A 24,274-nucleotide genomic window follows, 5' to 3' on the forward strand; every position below is an offset into this window, starting at 1 on the left:
GCGCGAAGGCGGGTCTGGGAGCCGGGAATGGTGATCGCCCACAACGACGGTGGCCCGCACAACGCCGTCTGGAGTACTGACGGCCTTGTCGGCTTCTTCTCACGCCTGTTCGTAGCCCTCGGGGGTGAGCGTCAGCTCGGCGTGCCCGCCGGTGAGTGCACGGAGGTCGAGCACATAGCGCGTCAGCTCCGCGTCCGGCACTGTCGCGACGACCCGGGTGCGCCCGTCGGAGTCCGTCTCCGTCCCGGCGACGCGGCCGCGCCGCCCGGAAAGATCCGTCAGCACCTGCCCTTGCAAGGAGGTCGGCACGGTCACAACGACGGTGGACACGGGTTCGAGCAGGATCCCGCCCGCCTCGGCGAGCGCCGCCTTGACTCCCATTGCCGCCGCCGTGCGGAAGGCCATATCCGAGGAGTCCACGGAGTGCGACTTGCCGTCGAACAGCTCGACGCGCACGTCAACGACGGGGTGCCCGAGCGAGCCGCCCGCTGCTAGCGCATCGCGCACGCCCTTCTCGACGGCCGGGATGTAGGAGCGCGGCACGGAGCCGCCGACGACGGAGTTCACGAACTCGAAACCCTCGCCAGGAGGAAGCGGCGACACCCGCACCATGACGACGGCGAACTGCCCGTGTCCCCCGGACTGCTTCTTGAGTTTGCCCTCGGCCGACGCATCGCGCGCGATCGTCTCGCGGTATGCGACCGGCGCCGCGGCCGTCGTGACGTGCACGCCGAGCACCCGGGCCAACCGCTCGACGGCCACGGCGACGTGCGTGTCCCCGAGGCCGCGCAGGATGGTGTCTGCCCCGGAGCGTTCGACCACCAGCGTCGGATCCTCGGCGACGAGACGGCCGAGCGCTGTCGTGAGCTTGGTGTCGTCCGACTGCGACACCGGCTGCAGGCTCATTGCGAAGACAGGCGGCCGCGCCGGCAGGCGCACGGGGCGGGCGCCGGTCTGCGTCCGGCTCCACAGCAGCGAGCCCGACAGTGCGCCAGTGAGCTTGGCGACGGCTCCGACCTCCCCGGCGCGCAACGCGTCGACCGGCAGATGCTCTGCGCCCCGCAGGCGGAACAGACCCGGTATCCGATCCTCCACGCCCGTGGTCGCGTTGCGCAGCCGATCGCCTGGGCGCACGACTCCGGAGAGGACCTTCAGCATCGCCATCTGACCCACGAAGGGGTCGGCGACAGTGTGGAACACATGAACCAGCGTCTCGCCCGCGACATCGGGGGCCACGCCGTGTTCGACGCCTCCCCCTCCGTCCGCATCCGCGCCCAGCACGATGCGGCCATCGTGGCCCGTCGCAGATGGCGCAAGTCCGCACACGAGATCGAGGACGTGGTCCACCCCGGCACCAGTTGCGGCCGAGCACACCATGACCGGAACCGCCTCACGTGCTGCGACCGCACCGGCGAGCGTGTGCTCTAGTTCGCCCGCCGGCGGCTCGCTGCCTTCGAGGTACGCCTCGAGCTGCTCATCGTCCCGCGACACGATCTCCTCGGTGACCTCCCGGTGCAGGCGGTGCTCCTCCTCCTCGAGCTCGGCTGGCAGCGGCTGCTCGCGGTGACGGCCGTCCGCGCCGTAGAAGAGCGCCTGCTCCGTCAGCACATCCGCGATGCCGAGGAACGCCTGCGCCTCGCCCACCGGCAGCTCCAGGGCCCAGACGCGGTCGCCGAACTCCTCGCGGAGCCGCCCGAGGACATCACGGAACGAGGCGCGCGCGCGATCCTCCTGCGTCACGACGACGATGCACGGGACATCAGCGGCCTCGGCTGCGGTCCACGCCGCGCGGGTGCCGGCGGTCACTCCGTCGACCGCGCTGACCACGACCACCGCTACATCGGCGACGGCAAGAGCCGCGTCCATCGCGCCGACGAAGTCGGGGTGGCCAGGCGTATCCACGAGTGTGATGCCGTGCTCTGCATCGCCCACACGCCACGACAGCCACGCGAGCGACAGCGCGAGCGTCGTGCCGCGCGCGATCTCCTCGGGTTCGTGATCGCACACCGTCGTGCCCTGTTCGATCGAGCCCAATCGCGGGATCGCACCCGCGCGGTGCAGCAGCGCCTCCGCGAGCATCGTCTTTCCTGAACCCGTCGCGCCGATGAGGGCGACCGTCCAGTGCATGGCGGGTGCGGATGCCGAATCCACGATGACCTCCCACGACGAAGTGCCCTGTCGCACCATCGTCCCTCGTCTCCGGCCGGTGTACCAGTAGACCTCGCGGCGCAGCGCCGCGCGACAGCGTACGTGTTCAGAAGGGTGGCGGTCGTCGGTGTCGGTGAAGCGGACTGCGACGGGGCGGTCGGTCGTGGTGGGGGCGCGGGGTGGGGTGGACCATTTCAGGATGCCCCGGGGAAGCGCCGGCGCTGCCTGCGCGTCTGAGTGAGGAAGGTGCTCCGGGCGATGCCGAAAAGCCGCATCCGCGACGCTCACCAGCCTCCGCACGAGTCACGATTCCTCCGTGGCGAGGGTTGCTGCCCCGTACGTGTCCGGCGTCCGCCGAAGATCCTCAGCTCTCGGGCCCGAGCTCTTGGAAGAGTGTCAGCTGCAGATCCGCGGGGGCTGTCAGACGCGCGTTGACCGAACGCCACGGCGTCTCGCGCGCGGAGGCGAGGATCTCGGCTCCGGCCGCCTCGAGCTCCGACGTGACGAGCGCGGAATCCTCGACCTCGAAGGCGAGGCGGATGTGCGGGCTCGTCACACCGTCGGTCTCGACGCGGTCGATGAATCGCACCTGTTCCGGGTTCGAGAGTTCGAGCGTCGCACGCCCCGCGCCGAGGATCACGACGCGCGCCCCCTCGTCGCCGTCGTACGACTCCTGCTCGACGAGACCCAGCGCGTCGCGATAGAACGCGACTGCGCGATCGAGATCGTCGGCGCGCACGACCACGCGCAGCTGCGACACCCGACTCTCGGGAACGACGCCCGGCACCATCGCCAGCGCGCGCTGCATCGTCGGCTGCAACGGCGCCCGCCCCGCGCCCTCGTGCGCCCACGCCCACACGGCCGAGAGCACGGCGGCCGCGTACGCCGCTCCGGCGATCTCGGCGCGCATCCGTTCGACGCCGTCGCGCCCGAGACGGCGCGCGACGGCTTCCGCAAGCCGTGCGCGACGAACCGAGGCCTCGCGCGGCAGCTCGGACTCGAGCCCCATGGGCTCGGCGTTGACGATCGCGAGGGCGAGGCTGTCCGGGGCGAACCCCGCCAGCGCCGCTGAGAGTGCTGCGCCGACGGCATCCCCCGCTTCCAATCGCGATATTGCGGTGTCGAGGCGCTCATCGAGACCGGACCACAGGATGTCGGCCTTCGATGCGAAGTAGTTGAAGAAGCTCGAGCGGCTGACCCCCGCACGCGCAGCGATGTCGCCGACCGAGGTGGCCGCGTATCCGCGCTCGAGGAAGAGCTCGCACGCGGCCTCCGCGAGCGTCTCTCGCGACGACACCTTGGGTCTTCCGGCTCGCGGTTCAGTCGGCATGAGGCCACCCTATTGGGCACGTTACGGCGCGGCCATGCTTCGGGACACGCCGAAGCATGGCGGAGTACCGTCGCAGGCATGACGAAGGACTTCACCGCCATCGGCCGGGCGCTCGCGGCCCCGGCGCGTTCCGACATCCTGAATCTCCTCATGGACGGTTCGACGCGGCCGGCCAGCGAGCTGGCGGATGCGGCCGGCATCAGCGCGTCGACGGCGAGCGAGCATCTCGCCGCACTCCTGGACGCAGGACTCGTCGACTGCTCCCCCGCGGGTCGCCACCGGATGTACCGGCTCGCCGACGGCGGGGTCGCTGCGGCCCTCGAGCAGCTCGGCCACCTCTGCCCGGATTCTCCGCCGCTCTCGTTCCGGCGCACGCGAGAAGCCGAGTCGCTCGCCGAGGCGCGGTTCTGCTACGACCACCTCGCGGGACGCCTGGGCGTCGCCCTCACCGCAGCGATGGTCGAGCGCGGCTGGCTCACGGAACCGGACCTGGACCTCACGGATGCCGGCCGCGTCGGCGTCGCCGCCCGCGGCATCCTCCTCGTCCCGTCGAAGCGCCGGACCGCACGCCCGTGCGTCGACTGGACGGAGCGGCGCCCGCACCTCGCGGGCGCGCTCGGCTCCGCCATCGGCACCCGCTTCCTCGACGCGGGCTGGGTGCGCCGCATTCCGGGCGGCCGCGGACTCGTCGTCACTCCGGACGGTCGTCGCGCGCTCGCCGAGTGGGGTGTTCCTGCAGCATCGCTCGCCGCCTGACGGCCTTCGTGGCGTATTGTTGGACGCGATCCACAAACGCGCCACGAGCGCCGCGAGCGAAGGAGCATCGTGCTCGAGATCCTGGAGGCCGGGCTCGCCCCCGACTACGTCCCCTATCTGGACGGATGGGCGCTGCAGCGCCGCATCCACGCCGACGTCGTCGCCGGCACCCGCCCCGACACGATGATCGTGCTCGAGCACGAGCCCGTGTACACCGCCGGCAAGCGCACCGAGCCGCAGGAGCGGCCGCAGGACGGCACGCCCGTCGTCGACGTCGACCGGGGCGGGAAGATCACGTGGCACGGACCGGGACAGCTCGTCGGCTACCCGATCGTCCGGCTCGGCGACCCTGTCGACGTCGTCGCCCACGTGCGTCGCATCGAGCGCCTGCTCATCGCGGCCCTGCGCGTGCACGGCGTGGACGGCTACCAGGTGGAGGGGCGTAGCGGCGTGTGGGTGCGCCGCCCCCTGTCCGAGGACAAGGTCGCCGCCATCGGCGTGCGCGTCGAGAAGGGCGTGACGATGCACGGCTTCGCCGTGAACTGCGACAACACGCTCGCGGGCTTCCGCGGCATCATCCCGTGCGGCATCACGGACGCCGGCGTCACGACGGTCAGCGAGATCGTGGGCGCGGACATCGCGCCGCGCGACATCCTCGACACGGTCACCGCTGTCTTCCAGGAGGAATACGCGGGAGCGGTCGCGTGACCGCCGCACCGGACGGGCGCAAGATGCTGCGCCTCGAAGTCCGCAACGCCCAGACGCCCATCGAACGCAAGCCCGAGTGGATCAAGACGAAGGCGAAGCTCGGCCCCGAGTACCAGGCACTGCACGCGCTCGTGAAGGACGAGGGTCTGCACACGGTCTGCCAGGAGGCCGGCTGCCCCAACATCTACGAGTGCTGGGAGGACCGCGAGGCGACCTTCCTCATCGGCGGCTCGCAGTGCACTCGCCGCTGCGACTTCTGCCAGATCGACACCGGCAAGCCCGCCGACTACGACATCGACGAACCGCGCCGGGTCGCGGAGAGCGTGACGCGGATGCAGCTGCGCTACGCGACGGTGACATGCGTCGCCCGCGACGATCTCCCTGACGGCGGCGCGTGGCTGAACGCAGAGACCGTGCGTCAGATCCACGCGCAGAACCCGGGCACGGGCGTCGAGCTGCTCGCGACCGACTTCAATGGCGAGCCCAAGCTCCTGCAGGAGGTGTTCGACGCGCGTCCGGAGGTGTTCGCGCACAACGTCGAGACGGTCCCCCGCATCTTCAAGCGCATCCGCCCGGCATTCCGGTACGAGCGCTCCCTCGACGTGCTCACGCAGGCGCGCGACGCCGGCCTCATCACGAAGTCGAACCTCATCCTCGGCATGGGCGAGGAGCCGGAGGAGGTCGTCCAGGCCCTCCAGGACCTGCACGACGCCGGCACCGACATCATCACGATCACGCAGTACCTGCGGCCGTCGCCGCGTCACCTGCCGGTCGCGCGATGGGTCCGCCCGGATGAGTTCGTCGGCTTCAAGGAGGAGGCGGAGCGCATCGGCTTCCTCGGAGTGCTGGCGGGACCCCTCGTGCGCTCGTCGTACCGCGCCGGCCGCCTGTGGGCGCAGTCGATGCTCGCCAAGGGACGCGACATCCCCGAGGACCTCGCGCATCTCGCACGCGACATCGCGGGCGACGGCGTGACCTTCGCGCAGGCCGTCTGAGTAATCCCTCGCTGACTTGCGGGATTTGGCGGCATCGGCGGCGCCCATTCCCGCACTTCGCCGCAAGTCAGCGAGGAGAGACGGGGACGTGGCAGCACGGGCGGCCCTCGCCCCGCGGAAACGCGTCAGTCGGCGCTTGTGACCGACAGCACCGATCCGTCGGAGTCGAGGTTCACGAGCAGCACGTCGTCGGTCGCCTCCGGGTCGAGCGCGTACTCGAGAACGGCGAACGGGTCCGTGCCGCCGTGCTCGTCGGCGAGGATCGTCATGCTCATGAACTGCAGCGAGCGGATGACATCGATGTGCAGGTCGCCGGAGACATCCACCAGCAGACTCTCGAGGTCGTCGCCGAGCAGCTCCTGCTGCTGCAGGATGTACTCGGTCACCTCGCTCGTGCGGTCGTCGAGCTCGGACACCATCGCGTTGCGCGCCGAGAGGTCGAGCGCCTCGAGCGAGGACACCATCGCTGCCGCGACGTCGAGCGCGGCCTGCGAGACGTCGTCCTGGTCCGGGGCCGTGAGGTCGACGGTCACCGCCTGGTCGCCGAGCTCGACCGTCTCGGACCAGAAGATGGATCCGTCGGGCCCCGACTCGAGGAGTCCGAAGAAGTCGTGCTCGATCGCCATATCCCCATAGAACCAGGGTCGAGGCCGATCCGGTAGACCGGCGCCCGGCGCGTCGTGCGCCCTCAGTCGACGAGCGATGCGACGAACACGTGCGGAGTGAATCCGGTGAGGTCGTCGATGCCCTCGCCCTGACCCAGGAGCTTGACCGGGATGCCCGTGCGCTCCTGCACGGCGAGCACGAATCCACCCTTCGCGGAGCCGTCGAGCTTGGTCAGCACGAGTCCGGTGACGCCGGCGTGCTCGAGGAACGCCTCCGCCTGCATCACGCCGTTCTGCCCCGTCGTCGCGTCCAGCACCAGGAGGACTTCGCTGATCGGCGCCTGCTTCTCGATGACGCGGCGGATCTTCGTCAGCTCGTCCATGAGGCCGCCCTTGGTGTGCAGGCGCCCGGCGGTGTCGACGATGACGATCTCGGTGCCGGTCTTGATCGCGTACTCGATCGTCTGGAAGGCGACGGATGCCGGGTCCTGGCCCTCGCGCTCGGGGCGGACGATCGCGACTCCGGATCGCTGCGCCCACGTCGCGAGCTGGTCGACGGCGGCGGCGCGGAACGTGTCCGCCGCGCCCACGACGACGCTCCGCTGATATCCCCGCAGGAACTTCGCGAACTTGCCGATCGTCGTCGTCTTGCCGACGCCGTTGACGCCCACGACGAGCACGACCGCCGGCCGCTCCGTCAGTTTCAGCGTCGTGTCGAACTTCGCGAAGTGCTCCTCGAGGGTCTCCTTCAGCATCCGCTGGAGGTCCTTCGGGTCGGTCGTGCGGTAGCGGTCGACCTTCTCACGCAGCTCGTCGACGATGCGCTCGGTGACGTCCGGACCGAAGTCCGCCGTCAGGAGCGCCGTCTCCAGGTCGTCCCACGTGTTGTCGTCGATCGTGGGCTTGACGAACAGGCCGCGCAGGGCGCGGCCGAGCGACCAGGAGCTCTCTGCCATGGCTCCAGCCTACGAGAACGCGCTCAGGCTACGAGCACGCGCTCAGGCCGACGCGCGCTCGCGCACGACCCGCTGGCCGACCACCGCGGAGACGCCGTCCTGGCGCATCGACACGCCGTACAGGGCGTCGGCGATCTCCATCGTGCGCTTCTGGTGGGTGATGACGATCAGCTGGCTCGATGCGCGCAGCTCCTCGAACACGCCCAGCAGACGCCCGAGGTTCGCGTCGTCGAGGGCAGCCTCGACCTCGTCGAGGATGTAGAACGGGCTCGGCCGCGCCATGAAGATCGCGGTGAGGAGCGCGACGGCGGCCAGCGACCGTTCACCGCCGGACAGCAGCGACAGCCGCTCGATCTTCTTGCCGACCGGACGCACCGACACCTCGATGCCCGTCGTCAGCGGGTTGTCCGGGTCGGTGAGCGCGATGTGGCCCGTGCCGCCTGGGAAGAGGATCGGGAAGACCTGCGTGAACGCGGCCTTCGTATCGTCGAACGCGGCGAGGAAGATCGCCACCATCCGCTCGTCGAGCTCCTCGATGATCGTCAGCAGGTCCGTGCGCGTCTGGGTGAGGTCGGCCAGCTGCTCGACGAGGAACTTGTGCCGCTGCTCCAGGGCGGCGAACTCCTCGAGCGCGAGCGGGTTCACGCGGCCGAGCTGCCCGAGCTTGCGCTCCGCCTCCTGGAGGCGCCGTTTCTGCTGCGCACGGTCGAAGGCGATGGGCTCCGCATCCTCTTCGCCGGCGGGGATCTCCTGGTCGGGACCATATTCCGAAACGAGAATGTCTTCCTCGAGCCCCAGCTCCGACTGGACCCGTTCGAGGATGCTCGTGACATGCAGCCGCTTCTCGTGGATCTGGAGCTCGAGGCCGTGGACGCTCTCGGTCAGCCCACTGAGCTTCTCCCGCGCGGACAGCTCGTGGGCGCGCAGCTGGCCGAGCTCGGCGGTCACCGCGGTGCGCGCGGTCTCGGCGGTCGCGAGCTCGACGCGGGCCTGGGTGACGGAGCGGTCGACCGAATCGAGAAGCGGCGGAAGACGATCGGCCACGGATGCCGCCACCTCGCGCTGCATGCGGCGGATGACCGCACGGCGGGCGGCCTCCTCCGCGGCGGCGCGCTCGCGCTCGCGCTGCCGCTCGAGCCCTGCGACCCGCGCCTCGCCGGCACGGATCCGCTCCTTCATCGTCTCGACGTCCAGGCGCGCCCGCATCTCAGCGTCGCGCGTCTGCTCCAGCGCATCGAGGACGCCGTCCCGAGCCGAGGCATCGAGGATCGGCCGCGGCGCCTCGAGCGCCGTCGTCAGCTGCTCGTGCGCCACGCGTGCGGCGGCCTCGGCCTCCGCCACCGCGCCCTGCGCCTGCCGCAGACCGGCCTCCAGGCGTTCGCACTCCGCGACCGCCGCCTCGTGGGTCACGGAGGCGCGGTTGACGCGCTCGGTGTGGGCGGCGAGCGCCGCATCATGCGCGCGGAGCGCCTCGAGAGTCTGTTTCGTGTGACGTCGCGCGGCCTCGAGCTCCCCGGCGCGCTCGTTCAGGGCTTCGCGCAGCGAGTCGGCCACGACCGCGATCTCCGACAGACGCTCGGCCGCGGCATCCCGCTCCGCCGTCAGTTCGAGGCGCGATCGGCCGGCACCCGAACCCGCACGGATCGAGTACTCCGTCATCACCTCGCCGGCCTTCGTCACGAGCGTGACGGGACCGAGCTCCGCCTCGGCCAGGCGCGGACCGGCGGCCAGCGCTGCGTCGAGGTCGTCGACGATCACGACATTGGCGAGGAGACCCAAGACGCCCTCGGGCGCGGTCACGACGTCGGGAGCCGGAACGACTCCGGCGAGTGCCGGCAGCCGCGGGCGCATGGCCGCGGCGTCCGCGATCGCGATGTCCACGACGCCGATGTCGGCGCCGCGGACCGATTCGGCCGCACTGCGAGCATTGGCGCGGGTGTCTACGAGCACACCCTCTGCGAGCGGCCCGAGGACCGCAGCGATCGCGGTCTCGTAGCCGGGCCGCACCTGGACGTGGTCGCCGACGATGCCGCGAATGCCGTCTCCGCCCCCGGCGATGAGATCCGTGGCGCCGTTGCGCACATCGAGAGCGCGGCCGAGCGCCGCCGTCTGCGCCCGCAGCGCGTCGATCTCGCGCTCCGTGGCGTGCAGGCGTTCGCGCAGCTGGCCGACGGCCGACTCGAGGTCGGTCGCGTCCCGCTGCGCGCGCTCGTACGTCGCCGCGTGCTCGGCGGACGATCCCTCGGGGACCAGGTCGGGGTCGAGCCCTTCCAGTGCCTCCTCGGCCAGCGCCCTGCGCGCGAGCGCCGCATCCAGAGCGGTCTGCTGGCGGGCGACCGCGGTCTCGACGGCGGCGAGGGCGGATGCCGCGGCATCCGCCTGCCCGCGCAGCGACGTGATCCGCATGTCGTGCTCGGAGACGAGCGCGCTCTGCGCGGCGATGTCGGCGTCGAGGGCGTCGAGCTCGGCCCGCGCGCGCGTCACCTCGCGCGCGGCGGCCGCCGCCGCATCCTGTGCCGCTCCGAGCCCCGCCGAGACGTCGTCGATCTCCGCGCGCGCCTCGTCGATGGCCGCGAGCGTCACGGTCGTCTGCGGACCGGCTGAGTCGTCGTCCGCACCGAGGAGCGCCAGGCGCTGACCGGCGAGCGTGTAGAGGCCGCGCAGGCGCTCCTGCACCTGCTCGAGCGAGAACGCCACGCGGCGTGCCTCGTCGACGCCCTCGGCGCGCTGCTGCTCCTCGAGCTGTTCGATGCGCACGCGCACCGTCTCCACCTCTTCCTGCAGCACCATGCGGTCGGCGTGGCGCTCCTGTTCGCTGCGCGCGTGGTCGGCGAGTTCTGCCCGGAGTCCCACGATCTCGTCGGCGAACAGCCGGGCCTTCGCATCGCGCACGACGGCGGCGATCGTGGCCGCCTCCCTGGCGATCTCGGCCTGCCGCCCGAGCGGCTTCAGCTGGCGGCGCAGCTCGCCCGCGAGGTCGCTCAGGCGCGTGAGATTCGCCTCCATCGCCTCGAGCTTGCGCAGCGTCTTCTCCTTGCGGCGCCGGTGCTTGAGGATCCCGGCGGCCTCCTCGATGAAGCCGCGGCGGTCCTCGGGGGACGCCTGCAGAACGGAGTCCAGCCGCCCCTGGCCGACGATGACGTGCATCTCGCGGCCAAGACCGGAGTCGCTCAAGAGTTCCTGGACGTCCAGGAGACGACACGATTCGCCGTTGATGGCGTACTCGCTCGCGCCGTTGCGGAAGAGCGTGCGGCTGATCGTCACCTCGGAGTACTCGATCGGCAGCGCTCCGTCGGCGTTGTCGATCGTCAGTGTCACCTCGGCGCGTCCGAGCGGACCGCGCGTAGAGGTGCCCGCGAAGATGACGTCCTCCATCTTGCCGCCGCGCAGCGTCTTCGCGCCCTGTTCGCCCATCACCCAGGCGAGGGCGTCGACGACGTTCGACTTCCCTGAGCCGTTCGGCCCGACGATGCACGTCACGCCGGGCTCGAACGCGAAGGTGGTCGGCTGGGCGAAGGACTTGAAGCCCTTGAGCGTGAGGCTCTTCAGGTGCATGGATGCGCCCTCCCCTCGCACGCTCACCGCGGCCGCGCGGGTGCGCGCCGGCCGATCCCCACGGTACCGGACGGTACCCGCCGCGCCGCGTCATTCCGCGGCGCGCGGACTCAGTGGGCGGCGCGCGCCTGTGCGAGCACCCGCCGGAAGGTGCCGAGGGTGCCGAGACCCGCGAACAGGACCGCGAACAGGATGTCCTTCGTGTACGAGTCCCACATCTTCGGATTCGCGAAGAGATTGTCGAAGTACACAGTCCAGAAGTCGCTCGACCCGAGCGCGTTCGCCATCGACAGCCCCATGTACTCGGCGACGTCCGCGGCGATGCCGCCGAGGAACGAAAGTACGAGGGTCACGACGGTCAGCCCGACGATGACCCACAGACCCGGATAGCCGATCCGGCCGCCGGATCCCTTCCGGTAGAGGAACGCCGCTCCTGCGGACACGGCGAACATCACGATCGCGGACATGAATCCCCACTGCCAGATGAGCACCCAGAGGAACACGCCGACGGGCACGACGGGGAGTGCGAACAGGAGACCGCGACCGATCCGTTCGGGCGGAAGGGATTCAGCGCTCGAAGCCGGCTGCGTGTCGGCTGCAGCGGCCGCGGTCGCCGTGACCGACGCGGGTGGCGGCGGCGGGGTCGGTCCGGATGACGAGGACGACATCTCCGCGGAAGCCGCGGGCTGCTGCTCGACGGTCGGAACGGCGGCTTCGACGGGTTCTTCCATGCATGTTTCCCTTCGGAAGGATGTGCGCACCTCAGCGTGCGCTCGACAAGGATGCACGGGCATCCCCTCGTCGCACAAGCGAAGGATCCGCGACACGCCGTGATTCGTCCATGCCCTTGACGAGAGCCCGAGACCTGCGCTAGCGTCGTGACCCGCATCCAGAGACGAAAGGAGGTCACCGATGTTCATGAACACACCAGACACTGCGCACCCGGCATTCGCCGGCTTTGCAGGAGGAGTGTGCCCGGTGGCTTCCGCATTCCGTGGTGCCGCTCCGATGTCCATCTGACGACATCCTGAGCCCGGGTCCTTCGCCTCACGGCGAACGGCTTCCTGCACGCCGATCCGTTCGGCCCGCGCGTATTCCGCGCACCCTCCCCCGCCTCTTCTTCGGCGGACAGGCACATCCCTGGATTCCGAGGGCACAGCCCTCCCCTTTCGAAGGTTCATCATGCATACCGCACTCACCACCGTCCGATCGACCGATCGCGACACCGCCGTCTACGTCGTGGATCCCACGACCATCGACAACCGTCTGCCGCTGAGCGAGCGCGTCTCGCTCCGCCTCGCGGTCTGGCTTCTCGTGCACAGCGCACACGTGGCCGCCCGTGTCGGCGATCGGCAGCACCACTCCCGCCGCTTCGAGGACGCACGCAAGCGCGAGCACCGCGAACGCACCGCTCTGCGCGCGACGATCCTCGGGAGCCACCTCGACTGATGCAGCGGCGCGGCACACCCGCGCCGCTGCATCCCCAGCCGGAAGAAGAGTCCGATGCAGAACACCATGACCGGTCTCGAACTGCGACCGATGCCCGTACCCGCGTCCGTCGACGCCCCCGTTGCCGCCGACTTCGTGGACATGGTCCGCGTGCGGAACCTCGTGTACCGCGAGATCTCGGGGCACGGAGACAACGATGTGACACCCGGCGAGCTCCTGCCCGCCCTGCAGCCCACCCCGTACGTGGAGCGTCTCTTCTGGAACGTGATGTGGGGCGGGGAGCTCGTCGGGCGGGCAGGTCTCGATCTCCCCCTCGAGGAGGGCTCGCGCGTCGGTCTCTGGCGCGTCGAGCTGCTCCGCGCAGCGTGGGGTCGGGGCATCGGCACCGCAGCGTACGAGATGATCGAGCGGATCGCCCGCGAGCACGGACGCACCGTGCTGCAGACCGCCGCGGAGCACCCGCACGCCGAGGGCGCCCGCATCCCGAGTCCCACCGGATTCGGGAGCATCCCGCACGACTGGGCCGCGCGATTCCTGCAGAATCGCGGATACCGGCTCGAGCAGGTGGTGCGCGTCAGCGCGCTTCCGCTCGACGATAAGACCTACGCACGCCTCGCCGAACTCTGCGACGAAGCGCGGGCCGCCGCCGACGGATATCGCGTCGTCTCCTGGACGGTGCCGACGCCGACCGAGTTCGTCGCCGGCTACGGCGCGATGAAGGCGGCGATGATCACCGACGCCCCGGCAGCCGAGATGGAGTACGACGAGGAGGAGTGGGATGCGGCGCGCGTCGCCGAGCACGACCGCACCTACGTCGATGCAGACCGCACGATGCTCGTGACGGCGGCGCAGCACATCGCGAGCGGAGACCTCGTCGCGTTCAACGAGCTCGTCATCGGCACCGACCTCTCGGCCGCGACGTCCCAGGAGGACACCCTCGTGGCGCGGGCCCACCGTGGCCACCGGCTGGGGATGCTCGTCAAGTGCGCGGGGCTGCTCGCCTGGCGCGACATCGCCCCGGCGTCGCCTCGCGTCATCACCTACAACGCCGAAGAGAACCGTCCGATGCTCGACATCAACGAAGCCATCGGATTCCTGCCCGAGTCCTACGAGGGCGAATGGAAGAAGGAACTGACATGACCACGACGATGACGTTCGGGATCACACGTCTGCCCATCCCGGCATCACTCGATGCACCGGAGGCGAAGGACCTCCGCGAATGGGTGCGCGTCGCCAACCTCACCACGCGCCACGACGCCGGGCACGGCGACCTCGACTACACGGCCGCCGAGCTGTTCGGCGCGTGGAGCGCCGACGCCGACTGGCTGAACATTCCGCTCATGGTGCGGGCTGGTGACACGACCGCGGGCGTCGCAGTCCTGTCGATCGCGACGCAGCCCGGCACCGTCACGGCCGAGGCGGACTTCCAGGTCCTGCCCGAGTACCGCGGATCGGGCGCCGAAGAGGTCCTGATGGCCGCCGTCGAGGATGCGGCGCGGGAGCATGGCCGCACGAAGATCCACATCTTCACCGTCCACCGGCCCGTCTCGTCCGGCGATGAGATCCGACCGCCGAGCGGCTGGGGTTCCGTTCCGGCCGACGACCCGCAGACGCGGTGCATGCTGCGCAACGGGTTCGCGCTCGGTCAGGTGGAGCGCAACAGCGTCTTCGACCTGCAGGCCGACCCGGCTCCCGTGCAGCGGGCGTTCGACGATGCGGTCGCATTCGCCGGCCCCGACTACCGGTATGTCGAGTGGACGAGCCCGACTCCGCCCGAGTACCGGGACGGCTACGCGTACGCGCTCTCGCGCATGGCGACCGATGTGCCGGCCGGATCGCTGGAGATCGAGGAGCAGGACTGGGATGCCGCGCGCATCGAGCGCCGCGACGCGCGACAGCGGGCGCAGCGTCTCCGTGTCTCGGTCGCCGCCGTCGTCCACGTTCCGACGGGCCGGATCGTTGCCTACAACGAACTCGTGATCGGCGACGACGACCCGACGGCGGCGACGGCGCAGTACGGCACGCTCGTCGTGAAGGAGCACCGCGGTCACCGCCTCGGCACGATCGTGAAGACGGGCAACATCCTGCGCTGGCGCGAGGTCACGCCGGAGTCGCCGCGGATCTCCACGTTCAACGCGGAGGAGAACCGGCCGATGCTCGACATCAACGAGGCCATCGGGTTCGTTCCGGTCTCGTGTGCCGGCGCCTGGGAGAAGGCGCTCTGATGGACGTCGAGCTCACCCGTGATCATCGGGGAGGCGAGGGGCACCTCGTCTCTCCGATGGCTGACGGAGAGCAGACGCTCAGCTGACGCGGACGATCCGCTGGCAGTGCCGGCAGAAATGGCTCGACCGGTTCATGAACGCGTCACGCACGATCGGCCGTCCGCAGCGCGGGCACGGCTGGCCGGTGCGTCCATAGGCGTTGAGGGAGTGCGCGAAGTAGCCTGCCTGCCCGTTGACGTTGACGTACTGCGCGTCGAAGCTCGTGCCGCCTTCAGCGAGGGCCTTCTCGAGCACCGCGCGCACCTCGAGGAGGAGCCGGCGTGCGGCACGCGTCGACAGCGCCTTCGCCGGCGTCTCCGGATGGATGCGGGCAGCCCACAACGACTCATCGGCGTAGATGTTGCCGATGCCGCTGACGACCGACTGATCCAGCAGCACGCGTTTGATCGCGGAGTTCTTCCGGCCGAGCGCGGCGCGCCAGGCGTCGTCGTCGAATGCCGGGTCGAGCGGATCGCGCGCGATGTGCGCGACCTGGCTGGGAAGGACCGCCGCATCCGTCCCCCAGCCGGCGGGAGCCCCGTCGGCGGTGGCGACGAGATCGTCGATCGCGAGCGACCCGAACGTGCGCTGGTCGCTGAAGACGACCGCGAGCTCGCCGTGCTCGGGGTGCGCGATGTCGAGCCGCACTCGCTCGTGCCGTTCCGGCGATGCACCTGCGGAGCGCAGCAGCAGCTGTCCGCTCATCCCGAGATGGCCGACGACGGCGTGCGCCCCGTCGTCGACGGAGAGCCACAGGAACTTCCCCCGGCGCGCGGCGCCCGTGAAGGACGCGCCGGTCAGGCGCGCCTCGAAGTCCGCGGCGGTTCCCGCGTGGCGGGTGAGCGCGCGCTCGTCGAGCACCGTCGCCGCGAGGACCGTGGCGCCGATGACCGCGGGAGCGAGGCCGGCGCGGACCACCTCGACCTCGGGAAGCTCGGGCACTAGCGGTCGCTGCCCGGACGCCCGCTGAGCTCGTGCCACGCGGTGAGCGCGGCAGCCATCTCGGCGTGCTTCTTGCTGGAGCCGGTGCCCTCGGTCGACAGGTCGCCGACCGACACGGTCGCGGTGAAGGTGCGGTCGTGGTCGGGGCCGGTGGAGGTCACGTCATAGACGGGCGCGGCAAGGCCGAGTCGCGCCGCGATCTCCTGCAGCGCCGTCTTCGGATCGACGGCCGCACCGTACCGCTCGGGGTCCGCCAGCAGCGGGCGGACGAGTCCTCGGACCAGAGTGGTCGCCGCATCCTGGCCCGCCGAGAGGTACGTGGCCCCGATCAGGGCCTCCATCGTGTCGGCGAGGATCGAGTCCTTGTCGCGGCCGCCGGTGCGGTCTTCGCCACGCCCGAGGAGGACGTACTCCCCCACCCCGATGCCACGGGCGACCTCTGCCAGGGCGACCGTCGACACGACGCTCGCGCGCCGCTTCGCCAACGACCCCTCGTCGAGGTCGGGCAGCGTCGTGTACAGGAGCACCGTCACGGCCTGGCCGAGCACCGAGTCGCCGAGGAATTCGAGGCGCTCGTTGTGCGGCACGCCGCCGTGCTCGTATGCCCACGAACGATGGGTCAGTGCAAGAGAAAGAAGCTCGGGGTCGATATCGACCCCGAGCTTCTCGAGGAGTTCGCGCTGGTGCGCTCGGTCCGTCACGGAACGCTGATCAGACGTCGGCGACCTTGCGGCCCTTGTACTCGAGGAACAGCTCCGTGCCCTGCGAGTCGGTGACGACCTTCGCCTGGTGCGGGCGGCTGTAGACGACCTTGCCGTTCTCGATGGTCTTGACGAGGGCGGGAGCCTCGGCCTTCCACTGCGCGCGACGCGAGCGGGTGTTCGAGCGCGAGACCTTGCGCTTCGGGGGGTTGCCTGCCATGGTTCTTCTCTTTTCGTTCCTAGGTCTGGGGTGTCGACTCGGAGCCCGAGCCGTCAGCCGGCTCCTCCGCATAACCGGCGAGCGCTGCCCAGCGTGGATCGAGGGGCTCTCGCGGTTCTGCATCGGCGCTGTCGGCACGCAATTCGCCTGTTTCGGGATCGAGTCCCGGGCAATCAGGCCGACAGACCGGCTGAAACGGAAGCGAGAGGACGATGGCGTCCCTGACCGCGGTTTCAAGATCCACGTGGTCGTCTTGAACCTCGAAGTCACTCGCTTCCTCTCCAGGATACGCGAAAAGCTCCTGGAACTCGACTTCGACAGGCGCGGCGATGTCAGTCAGGCATCGTCCGCACACTCCGGCGTAGTCCGCACGCATCGTCGCGGACACCAGGATTCCTTCGTGGACCGACTCCAGACGGGCATCGATCTCGATCTGCTCGCCCTCGGGGACGGAGACGAGTCCCTCGCCCCAGCGCTCCGTCAGGACGGGGTCGAGCTCGATCTCGCGCATCTCTCCGGGCTTGCGGACGATGTCGCGCACGTTGACGCTGAACGGTCCGGGTCTGCGATTCCTCACCCGGGGATTCTACCGGCGGACGGCTGGGAAGGGCTTGTTCGCCGAGCGACGTTCAGATGCCTCGCGCGCCGGTGTCCAGGAAGCGTGCGACGGCGTCCGGCACGAACGGCGACACGTCTCCGCCGAGACCCGCGACCTGCCGCACGAGCGAGCTCGAGACGAGCGCATGGGCGGGGTCCGGCAGGAGGAAGACGGTCTCGATGCCGGCGAGGTGGCGGTTGACGATCGCCATCGGCGTCTCGTACGCGACATCCACCTGCGAGCGGATCCCCTTGACGAGCACGCCTGCGCCCACATCCGTCGCGTAATCGACGAGGAGACCCATGGCCCAGGAGGACACGACGACGTCGCCCTCGACGCCGCCCTCGGCGATGGACTGCTCGAGCAGCGCGAGACGCTGCGCGATCGGCAGCATCGCCTCCTTGCCCGGGTTGTGGACGACGACGACGTGGGTCGTGTCGTACAGCGATGCGGCGCGGCGGATCACATCGAGGTGACCGAGGGTCGGGGGGTCGAACGAACCGGGGACGACGGCGATGCGGTTGCTCACGGCATCCAGCCTAAAGCGTCGGGCTCGCCGCTCAGTTCCGCGCCATGGCGGCGCGCTCGGCCGCATCCAGACGCCGTTCGATGGCGGACGCCAGACCCGGATGCATCTTCAGCACGGGATCGGCATCGAGGATGCGCTCGGCCTCCTGGCGTGCGAGGGCGATGAGATCGCCGTCCTTCACCACGCGCAGCAGGCGCAGGGACGTCCGGGCACCGGATTGGGCGTCGCCGAGCACATCGCCCTCGCCGCGCAGCTCGAGGTCGACCTCGGCGAGCTGGAAGCCGTCGAGCGTCTCCGCGACGGCCTCGACGCGCTCGCGCGCGGGCGTGCCGAGCTGCGCCTCGGTGACGAGGAGGCAGAGGCCGGGGACGGAACCGCGCCCCACACGTCCGCGCAGCTGGTGGAGCTGCGAGACGCCGAACCGGTCGGCCTCGAGGATGACGATGGTCGACGCGTTCGGCACGTCGACGCCGACTTCGATCACCGTCGTCGCGACGAGGACGTCGACCTCCCCCGCCGCGACGGCGCGCATGATGGCGTCCTTCTCTTCGCCGGACATCCGGCCGTGCAGGATCTCGACCCTGAGGTCTGCGAACAACGGATGCCGTGACAGCAGGTCGGCCGCCTGCACGACGCCCCATCGCGCCTTCGCCGATTCACCGGCGACGGGCGCGTCCGCGGGCTCGACGTCGTCTTTCGACGCCGCCGACGACGACTCCGCGTCGATCGCTGCGCACACGACGAACACCTGGTGCCCCTTCGCCACCTCCTCCGCAGCGCGCTCCCACACGCGGGTGAACCAGCCCGGCTTCTCGTCGAGCGGGGCGACGAACGTGTCGATGCCCGCGCGGCCCTGCGGCATCGTGCGGATCGTGGAGACGTCGAGGTCGCCGAACACGGTCATGGCGACCGTCCGCGGAATGGGGGTCGCGGTGAGGACGAGGGCGTGCGGGCTGGTGCCCTTCGCCCTGAGGGTCTCGCGCTGCTCGACGCCGAAGCGGTGCTGCTCGTCGACGACGACGAGCCCGAGATCGGCGAAGGTCGTGGAATCGCTGAGGAGCGCGTGCGTCCCGACGACGATGAGCGCCTGCCCGGCCGCGACCCGCAGTGCGGCCTTGCGTCGCTCGGCCGCGCCCATCTGCCCGGTGAGGAGCGTCGGCATGAGCTGCGGGGCGAGCTCCGGTCCGAGCATCTTGGCGATCGATCGAAGGTGCTGCGCGGCGAGCACCTCCGTCGGCGCGATGAGCGCGGACTGGCCGCCGGACTGAGCCACCTGGAGCATGGCGCGCAGCGCCACGAGCGTCTTGCCGGACCCGACCTCGCCCTGGACGAGGCGATTCATCGGCCAGTCGCCCACGAGATCGACCGCCACCTGGGCGCCCACCGACTCCTGGTCGGGAGTGAGCGGGAACGGCAGCTCCGCATCGAACCGCTCCAGCAGGCCGCCGGGCTCGCGCTTCACGGCGGACAGCATGCGCACGAACTGCCGCTGCTGCAGGAGCGCGGTCTGCAGGACGAGCGCCTCGTGCATCCGGAGCGTGCGTCGCGCCGGCGGGATCTGGTCGTCGAAGTCGGGACGGTGGATGCGCAGCAGTGCGTCGCGCGCGGTCAGGAGCTTGTGCCGCTGGCGGAGGTCTTCCGGCAGCGGATCGGGCACCTCGCCGAGCCCGTCGAGGATCAGCCCGATCGTCTTCTGGATCTGCCACGTCGACAGGGCCGAGGTCGCGGGGTAGATCGGGATCGGGAGGTTCGCGTAGGCCTCCACGTTCATCCGTGCTTCGGACTCGTCGTCGAGGAGCTGGTATTCGGGATGCGCGAACTGGAGCCCGCCGCGATACTCGCCGACCTTGCCCGCGAAGATGCCGCGCCGTCCGGCGCGCAGCTCGCCGAGCCGCCAGGCCTGGTTGAAGAAGGTCAGCGACACCTCGCCCTGGCCGTCTCCGATGACGACCTCGACGATGCTGCCGCGGCGGTTCTGCATCCGCCGCTCAGAAGCGCTCTTGATCTCTGCGACGATCGTGACGAGGTCGCCCACGCGCAGCGACGAGATCGGGGTGAGCTCTCCGCGCTTGGCGTACCGGCGCGGGTAGTGCGAGAGCAGGTCGCCGACCGTGCGCATGCCGAAGGCGCGCTCGAGCGCCTTGGCGGTCTTGCCGCCGACGGCGCCGTCGAGCCGCGCATCCAGCGTGTAACCCGTCATGTCGCCGCCGGAGCACCGTTCGGGACGCCCCGCGATTCGGGAGATGTGCGCGGGAGGAGATGCTGACTCATCGCGCCCAGACTATCCGCGCCGTGCGACATCGGGGGTCCGCATCCGTCCCGCCTCGTCCGGGCCGATAGGTTGTCGCTGTGACCCGCATCATCGCCGGCCGCGCCGGCTCGCTCACGCTCGACGTCCCCGACGCCGGCACCCGCCCCACGAGCGACCGCGTGCGCGAGTCCCTGTTCGGCTCGCTGGAATCCGCCGATGCGCTCCGCGGGGCGGCGGTGCTCGACCTGTACGCGGGCTCCGGCGCCCTCGGGCTCGAAGCCCTGAGCCGGGGGGCTGCGACGGCCGATCTCGTCGAGAAGTCGGCGCGCGCCGCGACGGTCGCACAGCGCAACGCCGCACGCGTCGCCAAGGCGCTCGGGCGGGATGCGGCCATCCGCGTGCATCGCGTCGCCGCCGACGCGTTCCTCGCGACCGGCGCGACGATGTGGGATCTCGTCTTCGTCGACCCTCCGTACGACCTCGGCGAGGCGGAGCTCGCGATCACACTCTCCCGGCTCACCCCCCGACTGCGGGACGCCGGCATCATCGTGATCGAACGGGCCAGCCGCTCGCCGGAGCCGTCGCTGCCCGACGGGATGACGGTGTCGCGCTCGAAGAAGTACGGCGATACGACCCTGTGGTGGGCCGAGCACGTGTGACTCAGCCCCGGCCGGCATCCCAATCGGCGTAGGGGTCCCACCCGCCGCGCTCCTCGTACGGCGTGCCGTCCACGCTGACGGGTGACGGACCCGCCGCGACGACCACGCCGATCGGGCGGAAGCCCGCGGGAACCGCCCCGGGCGGGAAGCACGCCAGCAGCGCGTGGTCCTCGCCGCCGGTGAGCGCACCGTGCAGATCCGAGCCGAGTGCAGACGCATGCAGGTCGATCGTGATGCCGGAGGCCGTCGCCATCCGCCGCGCGTCGAGCGCGAGCCCGTCGGACACGTCCATCATGGCCGTCGCCCCGGCATCCGCCGCGACCGGTCCGAGCGAGACGGGTGGATGCGGACGCAGCTGCGCGATCACGGCCTCCTGCTCATCGCGGCCGAGCGCGTCCGCATCGATCGCGACCGGCACGCCCTCGGCATCCCGGAAGCGGTCGAACAGGATGCGGAGTCCCGCCGCAGCGCGCCCGGTCTCCCCCGCGATCGCCACGACGTCGCCCACGCGAGCGCCGCTGCGCAGCACCGGCTCCCTGCCGTCGAGCACGCCGAGCGCCGTCACCGCGATCGTCAGCGTCGCCGAGACCGTCAGGTCTCCGCCTTCGACGGCGCATCCGGGCGCGAGCTCGGCGCACCCCGCACGCAGCCCTTCGGCGAGCCCCTCCACGAAGGAGAGCCGGGTGTCGTCGGGCATCGCGAGAGCGACGAGCAGCGCCGTCGGGCGTGCGCCCATCGCGGCGACGTCGGCGAGATTCACCGCCGCGGCCTTGAACCCGAGATCGAACGCATTCGACCAGGCGAGCCGGAAGTCCGGGCCGTGCACCAGCGTGTCGACCGTCGCGACGACACGCCCGTCCGGGACCGCGAGCACCGCTGCGTCATCACCCGGGCCGACGACCGCCGCCGAGGCGCCGATGCGCTCCAGGATGCGGCCGAGGATGCGGCCCTCCGACAGTTCCCCGACGGTCGGGTCAGGGCCGGTCGGATCGGGCGCGGTCATCCCTCCACCGTAGCCCGGCGTAGCCTGGAGGGGTGACCCGCGCCCGCCGTATCCTCGCCTGTGCCGCTGCCGTGCTGGCTGCGACCTTCGCACTCGCCGGGTGCACGTCGACCGTCTCGCTCGCCCCTGCCGACGACGCGAACAACCCGCATTGCGCGGATGTCATGGTCCGCCTGCCGGACGCGGTCTCGACTGCCGATCGCGTCTGGACGGACGCGCAGGCCACGGCGTCGTGGGGTGGGCCGCCGTCCTCGGTCATCCTCGCGTGCGGCGTCGCGGTGCCGGGCCCGACCGTGCTCCCGTGCGTCGCCTTCCAGGGCGTCGACTGGATCGTCGCCGACGGCAAGAACCACGTCGCGACCGTCACGACGTTCGGCCGCAAGCCCGCGATCCAGGTGATGGTCGACACCAGCAAGGTCGACTTCAACGCCGTGCTGAACTCGATCAGCATCGCTGTGAACGGCGGTCGCCTGCCGACGACGGGCGATCAGTGCACCGCCCCGGCGACCCCGTCCAAGTAGTCAGCGGGCGAGCGCGGTCTCGATGAGGTCGGTGATGAGCTCGCCGTAGGTCATGCCGCCCGCGATCCACACCTTCGGGAACATCGAGATCGGGGTGAATCCCGGCATGGTGTTGAGTTCGTTGACCACCGGCCCGCTCGCGGTGAGGAAGAAGTCGACGCGCGCGAGCCCGCGGCCGTCGACCGCCTCGAATGCGCGCACCGCCATGTCCTGGAGCGCCGCGGTATCGGCGTCCGACATGTCTGCCGGGCACACGACCTCCACGCCGTCGCCGCCGAGGTACTTGCCCTCGAAGTCGTAGAACTCGCGCGCCGTCAGGACGATCTCGCCGGGCAGCGACACGCGCGTGGGCGCGCCGCAGCGGCTCTCGAGCACGCCGAGCTCGACCTCGCGGCCGACGAGGCCCTCCTCGACGAGCACCTTCGAGTCCTCCGCGAAGGCGACGCGCAGCGCTTCGTCGAGCTCGCCGAGGTCGTGGACCTTCGACACGCCGACGCTCGAGCCCGCGCGCGCGGGCTTGACGAACCACGGCAGGCTCAGGCCCGCCGCGAGGGCGGCAGCCGCCGCATCCTGCCCCTTGCGGACCGTCACCCACGGCGCGACCGGGACGCCCGCCGCCTGGAGCGCGACCTTCATGAAGTGCTTGTCCATGCACAGCGCGGAGTCGAGCACGCCGGCGCCCGCGTAGGGCAGGTCGAGCGTGTCGAAGAAGCCCTGGATCGTGCCGTCCTCGCCGTGCGGGCCGTGCAGGATCGGCAGCACGACGTCGACCCCGCCGAGGCTCTCGATCGATCCGTCCGCCCGGCGCACTCGCAGTTCGCGCACGCCGGAGGCCTCGGGCCACAGGATGCGCGTCCCGTTGTCGGCGACCTCCGGCATGCGCGCGGGGTCGAGCGCGAACTTCGCCGGCTCGTCGTCCTCGAGGACGAAGGCTCCGTCGCGCGTGAGGCCTACCGGGACGACGCGGAAGCGGTCACGGTCGATCGCCTTCAGCACCCCGCCCGCCGTGGCGGAACTGATCGCGTGCTCGCTGGAGCGCCCGCCGAAGAGCACCGCCACTGCCGGCTTGTCCATAGTCGGTCCTCTCCCCACGTGGGGTGTCGTCGTCGGTCGTCAGGTGCGGGGCGATCTCGCGCGGGTTCATCGTGCCGTCGAGCACGCGCTTGACCTGCTCGACGATCGGCATCGAGACGCCCGCCTGCTTCGCGAGCTGCAGGACGGGCGCGACCGAGGCGAGCCCCTCCGCCGTCTGCTGCATCTGCTTGACCACGTCCTGGAATTTGTACCCCTGACCGAGGAGCCGCCCCGCCGTGTTGTTGCGGCTGAGGGGCGACTGGCACGTCGCGATGAGGTCGCCGAGGCCGGCGAGCCCCTGCAGGGTCTCGGGATGCGCGCCCTGCGCGACGGCGAAGTCGGTCATCTCGACGAGGCCGCGCGTGATGATGGATGCCTTCGTGTTCTCGCCGTAGCCCACGCCGTCGACGATGCCGATGGCCACGGCGATGAGGTTCTTGAGCACGCCGCCGAACTCGGTGCCGATGACGTCCGTGTTGACGAAGGTGCGGAAATAGGCGTTCCGGGCGCGCCGGGCGACCGCTTCGGCGGTCTCGAGGCTCGTCGAGGAGATGACCGCGGCGGTCGGCTGCTCGCGCGCGATCTCGAGCGCGAGGTTCGGACCGGATGCGACCGCGATGCGGTCGGGATCGCACTGCAGCTCCTGCTCGATGACCTGGCTCATGCGCAGGCCCGTGCGCCTCTCGACGCCCTTCATGAGCGACACGATGGGCGCATCCGTCCGCGCGATGAGGGGGCGCAGGGCCTTGAGGTTCTCCCGTGCCGTCTGGCTCGGGATCGACAGGTAGATCTGGGTCGCGCCGTCGATCGCCTCCGACAGATGCGCCGTGGCGGTCATGGACCTGGGCAGATTGATGCCGGGGAGGTACTGGCTGTTGCGCTTCGCCTCGGCGATCTCGTGGGCGAGCTCGGGGCGGCGCGCCCACATCGTCACCTGGGCGCCGCCGTCGGCGAGGATCTTGCCGAATGTCGTGCCCCAGCTTCCCGAACCGAGCACAGTCACCCTGGGA

The 24,274-nt window shown here is 70.6% G+C and carries 23 protein-coding genes; 8 read left to right on the forward strand and 15 right to left on the reverse strand.

Going from position 1 to position 24,274, the window contains the following annotated elements; translation table 11 throughout:
- Positions 1 to 99: 99 nt before the first annotated feature.
- Together QSV35_RS11720 and QSV35_RS11725 are read right to left on the reverse strand one after the other, a co-directional pair.
- Positions 100 to 2,151 carry an elongation factor G gene (locus QSV35_RS11720; RefSeq protein ID WP_286288932.1) on the reverse strand — a complete coding sequence of 684 codons (2,052 nt, stop codon included), beginning with the start codon at positions 2,149 to 2,151 and terminating at the stop codon, positions 100 to 102.
- Between the two features lie 361 nt (positions 2,152 to 2,512).
- The gene (locus QSV35_RS11725; RefSeq protein WP_286288933.1) at positions 2,513 to 3,478 is read right to left on the reverse strand and encodes a TetR family transcriptional regulator; all 966 of its coding nucleotides are present in this window, start codon (positions 3,476 to 3,478) and stop codon (positions 2,513 to 2,515) included.
- A gap of 78 nt (positions 3,479 to 3,556) precedes the next feature.
- On the opposite strand from QSV35_RS11725, the gene QSV35_RS11730 reads away from it, so the two are divergent.
- From QSV35_RS11730 to lipA, 3 genes are all read left to right on the forward strand, one after another.
- Positions 3,557 to 4,234, forward strand: coding sequence for an ArsR/SmtB family transcription factor (locus QSV35_RS11730; RefSeq protein ID WP_286288934.1), 678 nt, complete (start codon positions 3,557 to 3,559; stop codon positions 4,232 to 4,234).
- A 69-nt stretch (positions 4,235 to 4,303) separates the two neighbouring features.
- Positions 4,304 to 4,942, forward strand: coding sequence for a lipoyl(octanoyl) transferase LipB (gene lipB / locus QSV35_RS11735; RefSeq protein ID WP_286288935.1), 639 nt, complete (start codon positions 4,304 to 4,306; stop codon positions 4,940 to 4,942).
- Entirely contained in the window at positions 4,939 to 5,937 is a 999-nt protein-coding gene (gene lipA, locus QSV35_RS11740) for a lipoyl synthase (protein WP_286288936.1), read from the forward strand. The genes lipB and lipA overlap by 4 nt, the downstream gene beginning before the upstream one ends.
- Before the next feature lie 125 nt (positions 5,938 to 6,062).
- Here the strand turns inward: lipA and QSV35_RS11745 are convergent, their stop codons facing one another.
- The 4 genes from QSV35_RS11745 to QSV35_RS11760 all read right to left on the reverse strand — a co-directional run bounded on the left by QSV35_RS11745 (position 6,063) and on the right by QSV35_RS11760 (position 11,784).
- On the reverse strand, positions 6,063 to 6,563 hold the full coding sequence (locus QSV35_RS11745; protein ID WP_286288937.1) for a DUF2004 domain-containing protein: 501 nt from the start codon (positions 6,561 to 6,563) through the stop codon (positions 6,063 to 6,065).
- 62 nt (positions 6,564 to 6,625) lie between these two features.
- Complete coding sequence (gene ftsY / locus QSV35_RS11750) at positions 6,626 to 7,498, reverse strand: signal recognition particle-docking protein FtsY (RefSeq protein WP_286288938.1); 873 nt, start codon at positions 7,496 to 7,498, stop codon at positions 6,626 to 6,628.
- Positions 7,499 to 7,540: 42 nt separating this feature from the next.
- Positions 7,541 to 11,053 carry a chromosome segregation protein SMC gene (gene smc / locus QSV35_RS11755; RefSeq protein WP_286288939.1) on the reverse strand — a complete coding sequence of 1,171 codons (3,513 nt, stop codon included), beginning with the start codon at positions 11,051 to 11,053 and terminating at the stop codon, positions 7,541 to 7,543.
- Positions 11,054 to 11,163: 110 nt separating this feature from the next.
- Complete coding sequence (locus QSV35_RS11760; protein WP_286288940.1) at positions 11,164 to 11,784, reverse strand: hypothetical protein; 621 nt, start codon at positions 11,782 to 11,784, stop codon at positions 11,164 to 11,166.
- A gap of 451 nt (positions 11,785 to 12,235) precedes the next feature.
- Between QSV35_RS11760 and QSV35_RS11765 the strand changes: the two genes are divergently transcribed.
- From QSV35_RS11765 to QSV35_RS11775, 3 genes are read left to right on the forward strand one after another with little or no spacing between them, the layout of a single operon-like run.
- On the forward strand, positions 12,236 to 12,502 hold the full coding sequence (locus QSV35_RS11765; protein WP_286288941.1) for a hypothetical protein: 267 nt from the start codon (positions 12,236 to 12,238) through the stop codon (positions 12,500 to 12,502).
- 54 nt (positions 12,503 to 12,556) lie between these two features.
- Entirely contained in the window at positions 12,557 to 13,642 is a 1,086-nt protein-coding gene (locus tag QSV35_RS11770) for a GNAT family N-acetyltransferase (protein WP_286288942.1), read from the forward strand.
- Complete coding sequence (locus QSV35_RS11775) at positions 13,639 to 14,727, forward strand: GNAT family N-acetyltransferase (RefSeq protein ID WP_286288943.1); 1,089 nt, start codon at positions 13,639 to 13,641, stop codon at positions 14,725 to 14,727. The genes QSV35_RS11770 and QSV35_RS11775 overlap by 4 nt, the downstream gene beginning before the upstream one ends.
- A 78-nt stretch (positions 14,728 to 14,805) precedes the next feature.
- Here the strand turns inward: QSV35_RS11775 and mutM are convergent, their stop codons facing one another.
- From mutM to QSV35_RS11805, 6 genes are all read right to left on the reverse strand, one after another.
- Positions 14,806 to 15,708 (reverse strand): bifunctional DNA-formamidopyrimidine glycosylase/DNA-(apurinic or apyrimidinic site) lyase, encoded by a 903-nt coding sequence (mutM, locus tag QSV35_RS11780; protein WP_286288944.1) that lies wholly within the window; start codon positions 15,706 to 15,708, stop codon positions 14,806 to 14,808.
- Positions 15,708 to 16,409 carry a ribonuclease III gene (gene rnc / locus QSV35_RS11785; protein ID WP_286288945.1) on the reverse strand — a complete coding sequence of 234 codons (702 nt, stop codon included), beginning with the start codon at positions 16,407 to 16,409 and terminating at the stop codon, positions 15,708 to 15,710. Before rnc ends, mutM begins: the two co-directional genes overlap by 1 nt.
- A 10-nt stretch (positions 16,410 to 16,419) precedes the next feature.
- On the reverse strand, positions 16,420 to 16,629 hold the full coding sequence (gene rpmF / locus QSV35_RS11790) for a 50S ribosomal protein L32 (protein ID WP_013586329.1): 210 nt from the start codon (positions 16,627 to 16,629) through the stop codon (positions 16,420 to 16,422).
- Between the two features lie 19 nt (positions 16,630 to 16,648).
- A complete protein-coding gene (locus tag QSV35_RS11795; RefSeq protein ID WP_286289108.1) occupies positions 16,649 to 17,140 on the reverse strand; it encodes a YceD family protein in 492 nt (163 codons plus the stop codon).
- Positions 17,141 to 17,258: 118 nt separating this feature from the next.
- Positions 17,259 to 17,756, reverse strand: a complete 498-nt coding sequence (gene coaD / locus QSV35_RS11800) for a pantetheine-phosphate adenylyltransferase (protein ID WP_286288946.1) — start codon at positions 17,754 to 17,756, stop codon at positions 17,259 to 17,261.
- 31 nt (positions 17,757 to 17,787) lie between these two features.
- Positions 17,788 to 19,956 (reverse strand): ATP-dependent DNA helicase RecG, encoded by a 2,169-nt coding sequence (locus QSV35_RS11805; protein ID WP_286288947.1) that lies wholly within the window; start codon positions 19,954 to 19,956, stop codon positions 17,788 to 17,790.
- 149 nt (positions 19,957 to 20,105) lie between these two features.
- On the opposite strand from QSV35_RS11805, the gene rsmD reads away from it, so the two are divergent.
- Positions 20,106 to 20,666, forward strand: coding sequence for a 16S rRNA (guanine(966)-N(2))-methyltransferase RsmD (gene rsmD / locus QSV35_RS11810; protein WP_286288948.1), 561 nt, complete (start codon positions 20,106 to 20,108; stop codon positions 20,664 to 20,666).
- Position 20,667: 1 nt separating this feature from the next.
- On the opposite strand, the gene thiL is transcribed toward rsmD, so the two are convergent.
- On the reverse strand, positions 20,668 to 21,669 hold the full coding sequence (thiL, locus tag QSV35_RS11815) for a thiamine-phosphate kinase (protein ID WP_286288949.1): 1,002 nt from the start codon (positions 21,667 to 21,669) through the stop codon (positions 20,668 to 20,670).
- A gap of 32 nt (positions 21,670 to 21,701) precedes the next feature.
- Here thiL and QSV35_RS11820 point away from each other — a divergent pair, with 32 nt between their 5' ends.
- The gene (locus tag QSV35_RS11820; protein ID WP_286288950.1) at positions 21,702 to 22,190 is read left to right on the forward strand and encodes a DUF3515 family protein; all 489 of its coding nucleotides are present in this window, start codon (positions 21,702 to 21,704) and stop codon (positions 22,188 to 22,190) included.
- Here QSV35_RS11820 and QSV35_RS11825 read toward each other — a convergent pair whose 3' ends face one another.
- Both QSV35_RS11825 and QSV35_RS11830 read right to left on the reverse strand, forming a co-directional pair.
- Positions 22,191 to 23,264: a D-alanine--D-alanine ligase family protein gene (locus tag QSV35_RS11825; RefSeq protein ID WP_286288951.1), complete on the reverse strand. Its 1,074-nt coding sequence runs from the start codon at positions 23,262 to 23,264 to the stop codon at positions 22,191 to 22,193. It abuts the gene before it with no gap.
- Complete coding sequence (locus QSV35_RS11830) at positions 23,164 to 24,261, reverse strand: NAD(P)H-dependent glycerol-3-phosphate dehydrogenase (RefSeq protein ID WP_286289109.1); 1,098 nt, start codon at positions 24,259 to 24,261, stop codon at positions 23,164 to 23,166. Before QSV35_RS11830 ends, QSV35_RS11825 begins: the two co-directional genes overlap by 101 nt.
- Positions 24,262 to 24,274: the final 13 nt, after the last annotated feature.

This window comes from Microbacterium candidum (genome assembly GCF_030315975.1).
Classification (GTDB): Bacteria; Actinomycetota; Actinomycetes; order Actinomycetales; family Microbacteriaceae; genus Microbacterium; species Microbacterium candidum.